Origin of the sequence: Sporolactobacillus sp. CQH2019, from assembly GCF_028765345.1 — a bacterium.
In the GTDB taxonomy this organism is placed as follows: Bacteria; Bacillota; Bacilli; order Bacillales; family Sporolactobacillaceae; genus Sporolactobacillus.
In genome coordinates, this window is record NZ_JARAJZ010000006.1 from 190112 (window position 1) to 206015 (window position 15904).

The 15904-nt window shown below is 49.2% G+C and carries 14 protein-coding genes; all 14 read left to right on the forward strand.

Features of this window, described 5'->3' with window-relative positions:
• The first annotated feature begins 289 nt into the window (after positions 1–289).
• Entirely contained in the window at positions 290–1051 is a 762-nt protein-coding gene (locus OYT88_RS10545; protein ID WP_274399893.1) for a YveK family protein, read from the forward strand.
• Entirely contained in the window at positions 1038–1733 is a 696-nt protein-coding gene (locus OYT88_RS10550) for a CpsD/CapB family tyrosine-protein kinase (RefSeq protein ID WP_274399895.1), read from the forward strand. The genes OYT88_RS10545 and OYT88_RS10550 overlap by 14 nt, the downstream gene beginning before the upstream one ends.
• A 102-nt stretch (positions 1734–1835) precedes the next feature.
• Positions 1836–2537: a sugar transferase gene (locus OYT88_RS10555; protein ID WP_443217503.1), complete on the forward strand. Its 702-nt coding sequence runs from the start codon at positions 1836–1838 to the stop codon at positions 2535–2537.
• Positions 2538–2556: 19 nt separating this feature from the next.
• Positions 2557–3498: a GDP-L-fucose synthase family protein gene (locus OYT88_RS10560; RefSeq protein WP_274399896.1), complete on the forward strand. Its 942-nt coding sequence runs from the start codon at positions 2557–2559 to the stop codon at positions 3496–3498.
• A gap of 58 nt (positions 3499–3556) precedes the next feature.
• The gene (gene gmd / locus OYT88_RS10565) at positions 3557–4555 is read left to right on the forward strand and encodes a GDP-mannose 4,6-dehydratase (RefSeq protein ID WP_274399897.1); all 999 of its coding nucleotides are present in this window, start codon (positions 3557–3559) and stop codon (positions 4553–4555) included.
• Entirely contained in the window at positions 4552–5712 is a 1161-nt protein-coding gene (locus OYT88_RS10570) for a glycosyltransferase family 4 protein (RefSeq protein WP_274399899.1), read from the forward strand. Before gmd ends, OYT88_RS10570 begins: the two co-directional genes overlap by 4 nt.
• Positions 5669–6907: a glycosyltransferase family 4 protein gene (locus OYT88_RS10575; protein WP_274399900.1), complete on the forward strand. Its 1239-nt coding sequence runs from the start codon at positions 5669–5671 to the stop codon at positions 6905–6907. Before OYT88_RS10570 ends, OYT88_RS10575 begins: the two co-directional genes overlap by 44 nt.
• Before the next feature lie 49 nt (positions 6908–6956).
• Entirely contained in the window at positions 6957–8369 is a 1413-nt protein-coding gene (locus tag OYT88_RS10580) for an O-antigen ligase family protein (RefSeq protein WP_274399902.1), read from the forward strand.
• Between the two features lie 5 nt (positions 8370–8374).
• Complete coding sequence (locus OYT88_RS10585) at positions 8375–9439, forward strand: glycosyltransferase family 2 protein (protein WP_274399903.1); 1065 nt, start codon at positions 8375–8377, stop codon at positions 9437–9439.
• 46 nt (positions 9440–9485) lie between these two features.
• On the forward strand, positions 9486–10934 hold the full coding sequence (locus OYT88_RS10590; protein WP_274399905.1) for a flippase: 1449 nt from the start codon (positions 9486–9488) through the stop codon (positions 10932–10934).
• Between the two features lie 58 nt (positions 10935–10992).
• Positions 10993–12093: a glycosyl hydrolase family 28-related protein gene (locus OYT88_RS10595; RefSeq protein ID WP_274399906.1), complete on the forward strand. Its 1101-nt coding sequence runs from the start codon at positions 10993–10995 to the stop codon at positions 12091–12093.
• Between the two features lie 216 nt (positions 12094–12309).
• Positions 12310–13233, forward strand: coding sequence for a DUF1861 family protein (locus tag OYT88_RS10600; protein ID WP_274399907.1), 924 nt, complete (start codon positions 12310–12312; stop codon positions 13231–13233).
• 234 nt (positions 13234–13467) lie between these two features.
• On the forward strand, positions 13468–14394 hold the full coding sequence (locus OYT88_RS10605; protein WP_274399909.1) for a DUF1861 family protein: 927 nt from the start codon (positions 13468–13470) through the stop codon (positions 14392–14394).
• Positions 14395–14416: 22 nt separating this feature from the next.
• The gene (locus tag OYT88_RS10610; protein ID WP_274399994.1) at positions 14417–15490 is read left to right on the forward strand and encodes a BtaManbiosPhlase; all 1074 of its coding nucleotides are present in this window, start codon (positions 14417–14419) and stop codon (positions 15488–15490) included.
• Positions 15491–15904 lie beyond the last annotated feature (414 nt).

The window sequence follows — 15904 nt, forward strand, 5'->3', positions numbered from 1 at the left end:
TGTATGCTGCGCATCATCTCCGGCTTGTACCCTTGCATCAACATCGGAGAATTGTTCGTCTGTCATGTAATGAAGCTGTTACGGCTCATTCTGTAAGATATCCGTAAGTAAAAAGAAGAAGACAGGCAGTTTTCAGCGGTCCGGCGCACAGATATTCCGGATGCAGCGAGAGCGGGCGGCACGTGAATGGTAAGGGAAAGACGAACAAACGGAAGTGTCTCTCGGAAACTTCGATGAACGCGAATCTTGCTGATCGGAAAGCACTCATTCTTAAATTTGGAGGCAAACGATGAAAGAAGCTATGGGTTTAAAAGACATGTTCTGCATCTTAAAGAAACGATTGTTGATGATTCTTGCCGTCACGCTTCTGGCGGGTGCGGCCGGGGCCCTGGCCACCCACTATCTGATGAAACCGAAATACGATGCGACCGCTCGGATTCTTGTTAATCAGTCGAATGCCAATCCCTCGACCCTTTATGACACGAATGCGCTCCAGACGAATGTACAGCTTGTCAATACGTACAGTGTGATCATTGATGATCCTGCCGTGCTCAATCAGGTAATCCGGAATCTCCATCTGAACATGACGGCTGAAGAACTGCAGGGACTGCTGACAGTGGATACGGTTCAAAATTCGCAGATTTTTTCACTGACTGCGGAAACCGGCAGTCCGGCACTTTCCGCCCGGCTTGTCAATGGCGTCGCCGATGTTTTTAAGACACAGGTTCGGAAGGTGATGAAGGTGGATAACGTCAATGTGCTCTCGCCGGCGGAGCTGTCCGCGAGCCTGGTTCCGGTCAAACCGAGGCCGCTGCTGAATATCGCCGTTTCACTGGCCGTCGGGCTGATCGCATCGGTCGGACTTGCTTTCCTTTTGGACTATCTGGATAACACGATCAAGACTGAAGAAGACGTAGAAAGAAAACTCGGCCTTCCGGTCATCGGAGCCGTGTCCCATATCGGCAGATACCGGGAAATCAATCCGGCAGCGTTCGCCGCTGCGGTCAGTTCTGAACGTATGATCGGAGGTGAGCATATTGAGGCAAAGTAAAGTTCCGGGCAAAAGGCCGCGAAGCCTGATTGCTTATTTTAAAGAGCAGTCATCGTTCGCCGAACAATATCGGAAAATCCGGACAAATATCGAGTTTTCAAAAGCGGGCGGCGGTTTGAAAGCAATCCTGGTAACCTCGCCGGGCCCGAACGAAGGAAAGTCAACCACGGCCGCTAATCTGGCTGTGGTCATGGCCCGGCAGGGGAAAAAAATCCTGCTGATCGATGCGGATATGCATCGGCCGACCCAGCATGATACGTTCCGTTTAGCGAATAAAAACGGTCTGACAACATTTTTAACAAAGAACAGCCGTTTGGAAGACATCGTGCAGGCGTCGGGTATCGCCAATCTCTCGGTCCTGACGAGCGGACCGATACCGCCGAATCCGGCCGATCTGCTCAGTTCGGCGGAGATGGCCGGATTAGTCCATCGATTCCGGAGCCTGTTTGATGCGATCATTATGGATGCTCCGCCGCTTCTGGATGTGGCGGATGCCCGGGTGCTGGCCAGTCTGTGCGATGGAACTCTGCTCGTAGTAAGAAGCGGGGCAACGGAGGTCGAGAATGCCAGCAAGGCTGCGGGATCCTTATCGGATGCCCGTGCCGGCCTGCTCGGGGTCGTTCTTAACGATCTGAAAGGAGCCAGAAGGGGGAGAAGGGGCCGCAGATACAGGGCAGGGTAATAGAAATGGAAGAAAGCATCGCGCGCAGAGAGCAGCGGTGCCCGCAGGGAAAAATGAACAGATTGCTTGTTATTGGCGTTTATTTCCGACGGAGGGATCAAGATGGCCTTATCAAAGATACAAATAGAAATAAAGGCTCCATATATTGCTGAAATCGGCCGCAATTCGGAAATGCTGAATGAAAAGTTAAAAAAACAAAAAATCTATGAGCTGGCCAAAAGAATTTTTGATCTGTGCCTGGCTTTTATCGGACTCATCTTCTTGTTGCCCGCTTTCCTGATCGTTTCACTGCTGATTAAATGGGACGATCCGCATGGGAGGGTTTTCTTCAGGCAAATCCGTGTCGGGAAAGACGGCAGAGAATTCTATATTTATAAATTTCGTTCGATGGTGGCGAATGCCGAACAAATGCTGAACAGCCTAGCCGATCAGAATGAGGCAACGGGGGCCATGTTTAAGATGAAGAAGGATCCGCGCGTCACCCGGGTGGGCCGTGTGCTTCGCAAAACAAGTATTGATGAACTTCCCCAGCTGGTCAATGTGCTGAAAGGGGAGATGAGTCTGGTCGGTCCGCGCCCGCCTCTTCCGCGGGAAGTTGAGCAGTATTCGGGCTACGAACTGCAGCGGCTGCTTGTCAAACCCGGATGTACGGGACTGTGGCAGGTCAGCGGAAGGAGCAATCTCGGTTTTGATCAGATGGTGAAACTGGATTTGCAATACATCCGGCAGCGAAGCATGGCGAATGATTTCAAATTAATTCTGAAAACGCTGATCCAGCTGCTTGGTTCAAAAAATGCTTACTGATAAGAAGGGAGTACCGGCTATGGAAAAAGATGCAAAGATTTACGTCGCCGGCCACCGGGGACTGGTCGGCTCGGCCATTGTCAGGAATCTGGAAGCCCGCGGCTGCCGCAATCTGGTGCTGCGCACACATGCCGAACTTGATTTAACCGATTACCGGGCAGTCGGCGCCCTTTTTCAAAACGAGTCTATTGATTATGTTTTTCTGGCTGCCGCCAAGGTCGGCGGCATCATGGCGAACAGCAGCTGCCCGGCGGAATTCATCAAAGAAAATCTGATGATCGAGACTAACGTGATCGACTGGTCGTACAAGACAGGCGTGAAGAAGCTCCTGTTCCTCGGAAGTACCTGCATTTATCCGAAATTTGCTGAACAGCCGATCAAGGAGTCGGAACTGCTGAACGGAAAGCTGGAGCCGACCAATGAAGCCTACGCGATTGCCAAGATCAGCGGGATTACGATGTGCCGGTCTTACAACAAACAGTACGGGACCCGCTATATCACGGTCATGCCGACTAATCTGTACGGACCGAATGACAACTATGATTATATGACGTCTCATGTGCTTCCGGCGCTTGTCAGGAAATTTTATGAGGCCAAGATAAACCATGATCCGTATGTCGTTGTCTGGGGAACGGGCCGTCCGAAGCGGGAATTTCTCCATTCGGACGATCTGGCGGATGCCTGCGTCTATTTAATGGATCATTATGACGGCGATGAGATCGTCAATATCGGGGTTGGAAAAGAGCTGACGATCAGAGAACTGGCGGAGAAGATCAAGGAAGTCATCGGCTATACAGGAGATATCCGTTTCGATTCGTCAAAGCCGGACGGAACGCCGAGAAAGATCGTCGACGTCACAAAACTTTCCGCTTTGGGCTGGAGGGCGAATATTTCGCTGGACCAGGGGCTGAAAAGGACATACCGGGATTTTTTGGATTCATTCAGCCGAATCGGCAATTGACGAGCGGCGGTTCCGCTGCCGCCGGCGGAAAAATTTATAAAAAAACGGAGGAAAACAGATGAAAAGAGCATTGGTCACTGGCGTGACAGGACAGGACGGTTCCTATTTATCGGAATTTCTGCTGAAAAAAGGCTATCAAGTTTTCGCACTGAGAAGAAGAACGAGCACGCCGATTTACGTCAATGTTGAACCTATAAAAGATCGGCTGGAATGGATCGACGGCGATCTGACCGACCTGGCTTCGCTGATCCGGGCCGTGCAGACCGCCGATCCGGACGAGGTTTACAATCTGGCGGCTCAGTCATTTGTCGGTACATCATGGAGCCAGCCGTTTGCGACCGGAGAGATGACCGGACTTGGCGTAACGAACATGCTGGAAGCCGTTCGCCTGATCAAACCGAACGCGCGCTTCTACCAGGCGTCGACAAGCGAGATGTTCGGAAAAGCGGCCGAAGTGCCGCAGCGAGAAACGACGCCGTTCTATCCGAGGAGCCCCTATAGCGCCGCAAAGCTGTACGGGCACTGGATGACGATCAATTACCGCGAGAGTTTCGGTCTGTTTGCCTGCTCCGGCATTCTTTTCAATCACGAATCACCGCGGCGCGGTCTGGAGTTCGTAACCCGAAAAATCACGGACGGTGTGGCCAGGATCAAGCTCGGCCTTCAGAATGAATTGCGGCTCGGCAATTTGGAATCGAAAAGGGACTGGGGGTTTGCCGGGGATTATGTAAAGGCAATGTGGCTGATGCTTCAGCAGGATCAGGCCGATGATTACGTCATTTCCACAGGGGAAACTCATTCCGTCAGAGAGTTCGTGGAAACCGCTTTTTCGTATGTCGGCCTCAATTGGAAAGACTATGTGGTTCAGGATGAACGGTTCATGCGGCCGGCGGAAGTGGATCTGCTGCTCGGGGACTGCTCCAAGGCCGAAAAGAAGCTCGGCTGGAAGAAGAATATCGATTTCCGCTCCCTGGTCCGCATGATGGTTGACCACGATCTTGAGCGCCGGCAAATGAACGGGCCGGCCCGCCGAATGGCGCTGCGGGCCGGCCTATGAAGCGCCGGCTGCTCGTCATCGGTCCCGTTCCTCCGCCGATTCACGGAGAAAGCCTGGCGATCCGCCATCTTGCCGGATCGGAAATGACCAGAGAAAAGTTTCAAGTTACGGTCGTCAATACGAACAGAAAAAGAGTCAACGGCGGCGGAAAATTTTCATTTATTAAAATTTTTCAAGATATCGCTATTATGATCCGCATCCGGCGAATCGCCGGGAAGGGGCAGGCAGACATTGTTTATTTATCAATCTCGCAGACCAAACTCGGCCTGCTCCGCGATGCGCTGATTATTTTCCTGATTGCCGGAAAGACCGATCAAATCGTCGCTCATCTGCATGGAAACCACTTGAAAAATGTTCTGGAATCGTTTCATCGGATTCCGGCAGGCTTTATTTTTCATATGATGAGAAAAATTGACACGGGCATTGTCCTGAGCCGGGGACTTTCCGCCAATTTTATGAATCTGCCCAGGCGGATCGAAGTGATTGCCAACGGTATTGAGAAAGACTTCATCCGGACGCAGGAGATTGCATCCTTCTCCAAAGTAAAAAGCGGGGAGGGGCATTGCTTTACCCTTCTCTATCTCAGCAATCTGATCGAAGCGAAAGGATTCGGCCATTTAATATTGGCGGTTGTCGATCTGCTCAGGCAGCAGCTGAATGTGCGGCTGCTGCTCGCCGGCCAGATCTACGATCGGAAACGGTTCGATCAATTAATGGCTCAGGTCGCCGGGGAACAGTTCGATTCGAGGATCCGTTATTTAGGGACAGTGACCGGTGTCAAGAAGAAGCAGCTGCTTCTGAGGTCGGACGCGATGGTTCTGCCGACCCGCTATCGCATCGAAGGTCAGCCGATCTCGATTATTGAAGGCATGGCGGCCGGCCTGCCGATCATCTCGTCCGCTCAGGGGGCGATCCCCGAACTGATCGAAGGCAGCGGGATCGTGCTGGACACCGTTGACCGCTCAAGCATCGCCGCTGCGATCAGGAGCCTGATTACGGACAAAGCACTGTATAAAAAGTATGCCTTAAACGGCAGAAAGACATTTTTAGAAAAGTATACGATGGATCGTTATATTGACGGACTTATCTCGGTGTTTGAAGGGGGCGGGGCGGATGAAGAAAAAGATCTTATTCATCGTCAATTATTTTTATCCTGATCCGGCTTCCACTGGCCAGCTGATCACCGAGCTTTGCCTTGCGGTGCGCGACAGTTTTCGGGTGACGGTCATTGCCGCTCAGCCGGGCGGATACGCCGGAGGGGAAGGCAGGCCCGGACGGCTGATTGAAGCCGGCATGTTCGAGGGCATCCGCGTGGTCCGTCTGAGACTTCCGGCGGTTGACAAAGTATCCAAAATCAGCCGGATCAGATATGTTCTGACTTATTTTGTTCTGGCCCATATCGCGCTGCTGAGGGAAAAATCCGTCGACATCATTTATACGATATCGACGCCGCCCGTTTTAGGCGGGCTGATCGGCACGATCGGCAAATTTCTGAAACGGACCAAGCATGTCTACAATATTCAGGATTTTAATCCGGAACAGGCGGCCGCCGTCCGTTTTACAAAGAGCCGCCTGATTTTTAAGCTGGCCCGGCTGGTGGATAAGTTCAGCTGCAGGCATGCGGACAACATCGTCGTGGTCGGCCGGGACATGGCCGAGACTTTGAAAAACCGTTTCTTGGATCATAAAGTTCCGAGCTATCAGGTGATTCATAACTGGACCGACGAGAATGAGATCGTCCCCCTGCCGAAAACCGAACGGCATGTTCATCGCTTCCTGGAAGAAAACGGTTTGAAAGAAAAGTTTATCATCATGTACTCGGGAAATCTCGGACTCTACTATGATCTTGAAAACCTGATTAAACTGACGAAAGAATTCGTGGAAATCGACGATCTGGCGTTTGTTTTTATCGGCGAAGGGGCCGTTAAAAAACAGATGCAGCGTTTCGTGGCCGACGAAGCGATCAAAAATGTTTTCTTTCTCCCCTACCAACCGAAGGATTTTATCAAATTTTCATTGAATGCGGCCGATGTGCATCTGGTCGTCAATCAGAAAGGAATCAAGGGTGTTTCGGTTCCGAGCAAAATCTACGGCGTCATGGCGGCGGGCAAGCCGGTCATCGGCGTGCTGGAAAGAGGAAGCGAAGCCGAACGGCTGATCACGGGCAGCAGCTGCGGCCGGGTCGTCGAACCCCATGATTATAAGGGGGCGGCCGCGCTGATTCGTGGCTTCTACCTGATGGAGCGCGGGCAGCGGGAACAGATGGGCCTGAAGGGAAGGCATTATCTTGAGCAGCATCTGCGAAAAGAAGTGTCAATCGGGAAATATAAACAACTGCTGATGGGGCTCTGATTGCGGGATCGGACCGTTCATTCAGCCGCAAAGATGAAGGGTGATAATGATGGAATTTTTGATGTATGCCGCGGCCTTCCTGTTCTGCATCGATGATTCGCCGTTTATGTTCGGCAATGGATACAGGCCGATCTCGGTTGTTTTTATTTGTCTTTATCTTCTTTTACAGCTGCCCAAACTTTTCCGGCTCAAATACAGACGAATCGAAATTTATATTTTTGCCTTCATGGCCGTCTGTTTGCTGATTTCTTTCGCTCAGGTAATCGTGAACCATGACCGTTTTGTCGGCCTGATCAATGCGGCTGAAACGCTGGGCAGCGGATTTGTCTGCTATCTGGCTTTCAAATTGTTCGTCACTGAATGCGGCGGCGACGATGTCAAATTCACAAGACTGTTTCTCTGGCTGATCCGCGGTTATGGCATCGCTGTTGCCGTCGGTGTCCTTGAGTTTCTCTATGTCTATGGAGCGCCGAGCGGATTTTTGAGTTCGATCATCCACGTATTCGTTGAACGGACCGGCTACATGACGGACGGGCGCATCCATTTCAGCTTTTCGGAACCGTCTTTTATCAGCCTGCACACGAATCTGTTTTTGCTTCCGGCACTTGTTATTTTAAAAAATAAGGGACTCCTGACCCGCTATCATAAAATCATTGTTATTCTCTTTTTCGTGCTGTCTCTCTTTTCGCTTTCGATACGATTTTATCTGGATATCCTGGTCTTCATTGCCGCCTACCTGTTCCTGACATCCAACTTCAAGATCTTTTTCAAACGGCTGGGTATCCTGCTTGTCTCCTGTGCCGCCGCTGCTGTCCTGATGAATCTTGTTTTTGTTCAGAACCTGTTCGGATTAAATTCCTATCATTTCTATAGAATAGCGGACATGATCGAAAATCCGGGTTCGGCGGGAAGCGACACCTCGACGATGATCCGGGCCACGTATTCAAGGATCGGTTTTGAGTCCTTTATGGATCATCCGCTGATCGGGTACGGCCTGGGAAACTATCATGATGCCTACGTCGCTCATTTTCATTCCATTAATCCGGCCGATCTTCAGAAAGCCGGGGAATTGAGCCTCGCAGTCGACGACTACAATCTGCATACCTATGATATGTTTGCCCGGCTTGCTTCGGAGCTGGGATCGCTGGGCATTGCGGCGGCACTGCTGGTGCTCTATTTCCTTCTCAGTCTCAGGGGCGGAAACTTTTCGAAATGGATGATTTTTCTGGTCGTCTATTCCCAACTGCAGTTTGATTCGTTCGCCCTCATCCCATTATATTTCTGGATGGCGCTTCTGCAGAGCCCGTTCATCTCCGAACTGAACATCGGCTATTCTTTAGACAACCGTTTACTCAGAACGGCGGGATACTATAGAATGAACCATTTTTCAAGCCTGTCCCAACCGGAAGAACAAGCGGGGATGAATCGCGATCATCGTTTATCGGTTGTGAAGGAGACTTGAAAAGAATGAAACCATTAATCAGTGTCGTAGTGCCGGTTTTCAATGTGGAAAAATATTTACCAAGGTGTATTGAAAGTATCATCCGTCAATCTTATAAAGATCTTGAGATCCTATTGGTCGATGACGGATCGTCTGATGGCTCAGGCCGGATCTGTGATCAATACGGAAAGATAGATAAACGGATTAAAGTCATTCACAAAAAGAACGGAGGACTTTCCGATGCGAGAAATGTCGGGATCGATCTTGCAAGAGGAAACTATATAGGATTTGTTGACAGTGATGATTATATACATGAAGATATGTACCTGTCCTTATACGATACAATCAGATTGAATGGCTGTGACATTGCCGAGGTCGGATATCAGACTTTTTTCCATGATGACGATATTAAGGATCCGGACGATTATAGCCGAGTTATTCTGTACACGAAACAGCAGGCTGTCATCGGTGCGATCGTCAATCATCAATGTCAGACGTATGTATGGAATAAGCTTTATAAAAAAGAATTATGGAATAAAGTAAGATTCCCGAAAGGTAAATTATTTGAAGATGAATTTACAACTTACAAGATTTTTAATCGATCCGCGAAGGTCGCCGTGCTGAATAAAAAAATGTATTACTATTTCCAAAGAGAAAAAAGCATTGCACATACTTTTTCAATAAAAACCCTGGACCATTGTGAAGCTCTGAATCAGATGATGCGGTTCATTGAATCGGAATATCCTGAGGCGCTTCCAATATCCTGTATAAAATATTATAAAAATAATTTGTGGCACCTGCAGGATTTATTAGTCAATAGAAAAAAATTGGCTAATTCGCAACAGCTGATTGACCAAATGATCAAAGAGTTGATGACGTATCGTCAATATCTTGAAAATAATAAAAAATTTATTGGAACCGTTCATAAACTATTTATGAATGATTATAGCGAATTGCTGACCCAGCGAAAAAAAATCAAGTTTGTATTTTTTCTCTTAAAGAGGTCGGTCTGGCTCTTCTATATTATTTTAAGATGCCGATGGATGGCCAGGCGGATGATCGCGCTCCCGCGTAAAATGCTTCGCAGCTAGTTACCCGTATAAAAAACTCTGATATCAAATGGATAAGGGGAACGCCATGAGTGTGAAAAAAAATTATCTGTACAATCTTATCTATCAGATTATGGTCATGATCGTGCCCCTGCTGACTGTTCCGTATGTTTCAAGGGTTCTGTCAGCGAAAGGCGTCGGCATTTTTGCCTATACATCCTCAATCGCACAGTACTTTACCCTGCTGGGCATGCTCGGCATCGGCATCTACGGCAATAAAATGATCGCGATGACGCGCGACAATAAGAAAGAAATGAGCGAGAATTTTTTCAGCATTTATTTTCTGCAGCTGATCGTTTCTCTCGGTTCCGTGCTTGGATATCTGCTGCTTGTGCTGCTTGCTGTCCGCAGCGACCGGGAAATTGCCCTGATTCAGACGATTACGCTGCTGGGAACGGTCATCGACTGCACCTGGTTTTTCAGCGGGCTGGAAATGTTTAAAAAAATCGTTACCAGAAATCTGCTGATTAAATGTCTCTCATTAGTTGCCGTCTTTTCCTTTGTAAAGGGTCCCGGCGATCTGGACTTATACACGTTCATTATGTGTCTGTCTGCTTTTCTGGGGCAGTTTCTTATGTGGTTTTACATCAGAAACAGGATTGTCCGGGTTAAGATCACCGGCCGATCCGTTAGAAAACACGTGGTTCCTGTCCTCATGTATTTTCTTCCGCAGGTTGCGATGCAGGTCTATTTTGTGCTGGATAAAACGATGATCGGATGGCTGTCGAGCAAGAGCGAGGTCGGCATTTATGATTATGCGGACAAAATACAAAAGGTGGCGATTGCCGCCGTCACCTCGCTTGGAACGGTGATGCTGCCCCGAATGGCCCATACTTTTATAACCGGACAGAAAGATCAGGCTAAAAAATATATCATGAAATCTCTCGATTTTTCCACCCTGCTGGCCGTACCGATCATGTTCGGCCTGGCCGGTATTGCCCGGGAATTCATTCCGTGGTATATGGGCAATGGCTTTGTCGAATGTGCGACGGTCCTGATTCTGATCAGCCCGACCGTTTTTTTTATGGCATGGAGCGGCGTGTTCGGCAGCCAGTATTTGCTGCCGCTCGGAAAAATGAGAGCGTACACGATTTCCCTGTATGTCGGAGCCATTGTCAATTTTCTGCTCAATCTTGTTTTTATAAAGCCTTACGGATCAATCGGCGCGTCGATCGGCACGTTAGCCGCCGAACTATCCGTGACGCTTGTCCAGATATATTTCGTCAGGAACGATATTCAGTGGAAACAGATATTGCCGAAGACGGTGCTTTATATAGGCGCCGGCGCTGTTATGTATACGGTTGTGAGTCTGATCGGCCGTTCCATGGGTGTTTCGATCATCACAACCTTTGTCCAGGTTACGGCCGGCGTACTTTCATACACGGCGATGATTCTGGCGGCCGAATATGCGGGGCATGGCGGAATTATTCTTGAGGAAATCAGAAGAAAGAGGCCAAGTTACAAAAGCAACGGTTAAATACCTTTTCAGGGCGAATTTTTTAAATTGAAAAAACAGGGAAAGTCGGGTGGCCCGCATGCGCGATCGTTCATATAAAAAAACCTGTCTGCTGATTGTGCTCATCGTGATTTCTGCATGGATCATAGGGTATGCCGCCGTTCATCGAAATCGGCCGTCTGCATCCGCTGCCGGGGCGGCCGCTGTTCCATCGCTCGACATTCATGCAAATCCCGCCTTTATTCAGGCAAAAGGCTTCCACGCTGCCGGCAACGGAAAAACGGATGATACGGATAACGTGCAAAGAGCAGTCAGGGCGGCCGCCGCCGTGAACGGGACCGTTTACTTCGGGAAGGGCACTTATGTCGTTTCGCACCCGATCGACATCCCCGAAAATGTATCGATCATTGGAGCAGGTAAGGAACAGACAACCTTTAGATCTGTCAATAAGAATACCGACCCTGTGTTTTCTCTTGGCGGGAACCAAACTGTACAGGATGTTGGGTTCGACTCCCAGATCGGTATTATACCCTTGGGTGATAACATCAATATTAATGAATGCAGGTTTAAGAGCAGTGTTCAAGGCATCCAGAATGCCGTGACGGTGCGCAATCTCACAGTAACCGATACGCTGTTTGAAGGTTGCGGATATTCCATCCTTTCTAACAAACAGCCAAGTTATCATGTAAAAATTATCAATTGCCGGTTCCTCAACAACAAAGCAGATGATATTGAGATTAATGCGCCGAGTGACGGCTGGACGATTGAAAATTGTGTATTCAGCGGGATTACCAGTCATACAAGCAATGCAGGTTTTGGGGTGGGTATTGCCCTGTCCGCCCGAAATATTACGATCAAGGGCTCGACTTTTTCCGGGATTGCGGGTCAGGGTATTCATGCGGAAGATCATGCGCAGGTGACGGTTTCCAACTGTACCTTTCAGAATAATGGCTATGTTCATTATCCGGGTAGTCCGGAGGCAGATATTGCCGTTTTATCGAACGCTGACGTCTCGGTTTTCAATTGTGTGTTTCTGAAATCCACAAAGGAATACAGCAGTCTGGCAATCTATAATACGGATATACCCGTAGGCGGAACGGTGACGGCCCAATCATCGGCGTTCTATGGTAAAAAGATCGATGCGCAAGTCAAATCAATGGATAACCGCTTTTTGAAGTGAGACGGACCCATGGGAATTCCCGTGAGAGAACAGGCCAATCGGAGCATCTGAAAAATTTGCCTTTTCCCCTTTGTGAAAGTTCACAGGCGGAGGCTATAATGTAAAAGAAAGGCGTCATTTGAACGAACAAGATAGTAACCGCTTTCTTTATTAATGGCGGGCCGGAAGTTGTCCGGACGGGTTTTCAAAAGAGCCAAATAGTGAAGGGGCGATGAAATGGGTCATCCGAAAGATTGTATCGAACTGCTTGAAAGGTACGAGAAAGCTCACCCGCGATACCATTCGGTGGAAAAGCTGCATTTTACCGGCGTGGGAAGGCGCGATGTCTACAATATTACCGCGCCTTTTTGTGACGAAAACCGTTTGGTCATTGCCGGACGTGTGGAAACGAGAAAAAGCGAAGATTCGATCGTGGTCTTTTTCGAAAAGAGAGACAGACAATGGCAGCGGATTCATCATTTGCCCGTCCTGCCTCTGCAGGATCCTTTTGTGACGCGGATCGGCGGCCATCTGATTCTTGGCGGCGTCAAAATTCATAAAATCGGGACTATGCAAAGAATCTGGCGTATGGCCTTTTATTCCGGCAAAACGCTCAGGTCGCTGAATCTGTTTTTCGAAGGGCCGAAGGGAATGAAAGATGTTCGTCTTAAGCAGCTGAGCGACGGCAGAATTCTTGTCCTGACGCGTCCGCAGCTGGGAAAGGGGGGAAGAGGAAAGATCGGATACTGTGTTCTCGACACGATGGATCAGCTGAGCAACCGGAAGCTGATCGAAGCCCCTATTTTTATGGATCAGTTTACAAAAGGAGAGTGGGGCGGCGCCAATGACATTCATATTCTGAAGAACGGGCTGATCGGCGTGATCGGTCATATTGCCGAATTCGACGGGAAGGGCTGCCGTCATTATTATTCGATGCTGTTTACTTTGGATCTGAAGACGGGCCGTCATACTCCGCTGGAAATTATTGCGACGCGCAAGGATTTTCTTAATGGGCCTGCTAAGCGAAGCGATCTGAAGGATGTTGTTTTCAGCGGCGGCGCAATCCGGACCCATTCCGGACTGATTCTGTATGCCGGCACGAGTGATACCGAGGCGCAGAGGCTGGTCATGGACGATCCGTTCCTGAAATATGAATCTTAATCGGCCGTTCGGGCGGCGGATTTTCGAAACGGGATACGGGTTTATGAAGAATAAAAAAAGGGAAGGTAAGCCCGATTTTCCCCAATGCGTGCCGGCTTTTCCGCATCTTTTTAATTGGCGGCGATCATATAAAAATGGGGCAGGCAGACTGCTTGACTTAATGAAACAACGTACTATAATTCTCTTCTTGTAAGAAAAAAATTTATAAATAAATCAGGAGGATTATAGTCATTGATGAGCCGTCAAACGGATTGCTGCGCTCTTCTGGAAAAGTACAGAAATGATGACCAGCCTGTCCATGAAGTAGAAAAGTTGAAATTTACCGGGGTCGGCGAAAGAGATGTTTACAATGTGACGGCCGCTTTTGGTGATGGAGAAAAAGAAATCCTGGCCGGCCGCGTCGAACCTAGAGACAGTGAAGAGTCGGTTGTCGCTTTCTTTGAAAAACAAAACGGCAGCTGGCAGCTGATAAAAGACATGCCGGTTTTTCCTCTTCAGGATCCGTTTGTAACCCGCATAGACGGAATGCTCATTTTCGGAGGCGTTGAAGTCTTCCGCGACGGCAGCGGGAAGACGACGTGGAGGACCGTTCTGTATAAAGGAAGGACGGTCAAATCACTGGTCCCCTTTTTCAGAGGGCCGGAGGGTATGAAAGATCTGCGCCTGACCCAGCTGCACAGCGGCGCCATTCTCGTATTGACACGGCCGCAGGGCAGAAAAGGGGGAAGAGGAAAAATCGGATTTTTCCTGATGGCTTCTCTCGATGAACTGGATGTCCGAAAGATTGAGGATGCACCGCTTCTTGAAGACCATTTTGCCGACGGAGAATGGGGCGGCGCCAATGAGATTCATCCGCTGAAGAACGGAAATGCCGGTGTGCTTGGCCATGTGGCCCATTTTGATGAACAAGGAAACCGCCATTATTACTCGATGATTTTTACACTGAATCCTCATAACGGCGATCATACACCTGTTGAAATCATTGCTACGCGCAATGATTTTATTGACGGGCCGACGAAGAGGGAAGATTTGAAGGACGTTGTTTTCAGCGGCGGGGCGATCCGCAGAAATTCGAAGCTGATCCTGTACGCGGGCACCAGCGACGCAGAGGCTCAGAAAATTGTGCTGAACGATCCCTTTGAAAAATATGAACAATTATAGCTGGAAAGAGGCGTTTTCGTTGATCCCGGTTTATCGTTATGCGGAAAATCCTTTAATCACACCGGACGATGTGAAACCTTATCATCGGGGCTTTGAAGTGATCGGCGCATTCAACGCCGGAGTGGCCGAATATAAGAATGAAACGCTGCTGCTGCTGCGGGTTGCGGAACGGCCGAAAACAAGCGATCCTTCAGTTGTTCTCTCGCCCGTCTATCATCCCAAAGAAAAAAGAATGGAAATCAGGACGTTCAGCCGGCGGGATGCCCGTTTTAATTTTGACGACAGCCGAGTGATCCGGCCGGCCGATCAGCCGCAATGTTTTTGCGGCCTGACCTCTCTGTCCTATCTTCGGCTGGCCAGAAGCAAGGACGGCCATCATTTCACAATCGACGATCAGCCGTTTATCTATCCGTTTAACGACTATCAGATCTTTGGCATCGAAGATCCCCGCATCACCCGGATCGGCGCGGTCTATTATATTTATTTCAGTGCCGTATCGCCAATGGGAATCGGCGTGAATATGGTAACAACCAGAGATTTTAAGACTTATGAAGATCACGGGCTGATTTTCGCACCGGAAAATAAAGATGCCGTCATTTTTCCGGAGAAGATACACGGCTTGTACTATGCGCTGCATCGTCCGGCGCTGAAAAGCGTCGGAAGTCCGGACATATGGCTTGCGGAGTCCGATAATCTGAATGATTGGGGCAATCACCGCCATCTTATGAGTATCCGAAAGGGTGAATGGGACAGCGAACGAATTGGCGCAGGAGCGGTGCCGATCAAGACGGAGGAAGGATGGCTGGTGATTTATCACGGCATGTCCGCGGGCAGCCGTTATTGTCTCGGAGCGGCTTTGCTGGCTCTCGATGATCCCTCAGACGTTCTGGCACGGTCGAAAGCACCGATTCTTGAACCGGAGAGGGATTATGAAAAGAATGGCTTTTTCGGCGACGTTGTTTTCAGTTGCGGGGCTGCTGCCGACGGGAAGACCCTCAGGCTTTATTACGGGGTTTCCGACAGGTCCATGGCTTGCGCGGAGCTGGACGTGGACGACATACTGCAGGAACTGAAGCATGGGGAGACTATGCGCTGAACCGGACTCAGATGGCTGTCCGTCACCATGCGCCGGCCTGTTATCAGCTAACGAACGAAACTGAGAAGATCTCCAAAAAGCGGGGATCTTTTTAACTGTTTTTTTATCGTACTTGGAAAAAAGCATCGTCACGCTCGGCGCAAATGGATTCTTTGTTTTGAGACATTTTATCTGTTCATCCGGTCTTCCAAGTGCGGCACGGCGTGTTCCGTCCGCAAAAATGTCCTTAAATTTTGGAGCGGTCGGGAAAACTGCTAAAATAAAGCTATGGGCTTCAAAAAGTGACAAAAATCTGTTCTATATGAACAGGAAAGATTAAGCCTCCAACACATAGGAATGCGGCCGGGTGCATACGTATTCAGTTTTTATGGATGATACATGATTGAATGGAGGCTTCGGACTCTCCGGCTGTTT

Excerpts from the sequence above, each read along its gene's own strand:
- OYT88_RS10605 (WP_274399909.1), top strand. The coding sequence starts at position 13,468 with ATGAGCCGTCAAACGGATTGCTGCGCTCTTCTGGAAAAGTACAGAAAT.
- OYT88_RS10560 (WP_274399896.1), top strand. The coding sequence starts at position 2,557 with ATGGAAAAAGATGCAAAGATTTACGTCGCCGGCCACCGGGGACTGGTC.
- OYT88_RS10585 (WP_274399903.1), top strand. The coding sequence starts at position 8,375 with ATGAAACCATTAATCAGTGTCGTAGTGCCGGTTTTCAATGTGGAAAAA.
- gmd (WP_274399897.1), top strand. The coding sequence starts at position 3,557 with ATGAAAAGAGCATTGGTCACTGGCGTGACAGGACAGGACGGTTCCTAT.
- OYT88_RS10595 (WP_274399906.1), top strand. The coding sequence starts at position 10,993 with ATGCGCGATCGTTCATATAAAAAAACCTGTCTGCTGATTGTGCTCATC.
- OYT88_RS10600 (WP_274399907.1), top strand. The coding sequence starts at position 12,310 with ATGGGTCATCCGAAAGATTGTATCGAACTGCTTGAAAGGTACGAGAAA.
- OYT88_RS10590 (WP_274399905.1), top strand. The coding sequence starts at position 9,486 with ATGAGTGTGAAAAAAAATTATCTGTACAATCTTATCTATCAGATTATG.
- OYT88_RS10570 (WP_274399899.1), top strand. The coding sequence starts at position 4,552 with ATGAAGCGCCGGCTGCTCGTCATCGGTCCCGTTCCTCCGCCGATTCAC.
- OYT88_RS10575 (WP_274399900.1), top strand. The coding sequence starts at position 5,669 with ATGAAGAAAAAGATCTTATTCATCGTCAATTATTTTTATCCTGATCCG.
- OYT88_RS10545 (WP_274399893.1), top strand. The coding sequence starts at position 290 with ATGAAAGAAGCTATGGGTTTAAAAGACATGTTCTGCATCTTAAAGAAA.
- OYT88_RS10555 (WP_443217503.1), top strand. The coding sequence starts at position 1,836 with ATGGCCTTATCAAAGATACAAATAGAAATAAAGGCTCCATATATTGCT.
- OYT88_RS10580 (WP_274399902.1), top strand. The coding sequence starts at position 6,957 with ATGGAATTTTTGATGTATGCCGCGGCCTTCCTGTTCTGCATCGATGAT.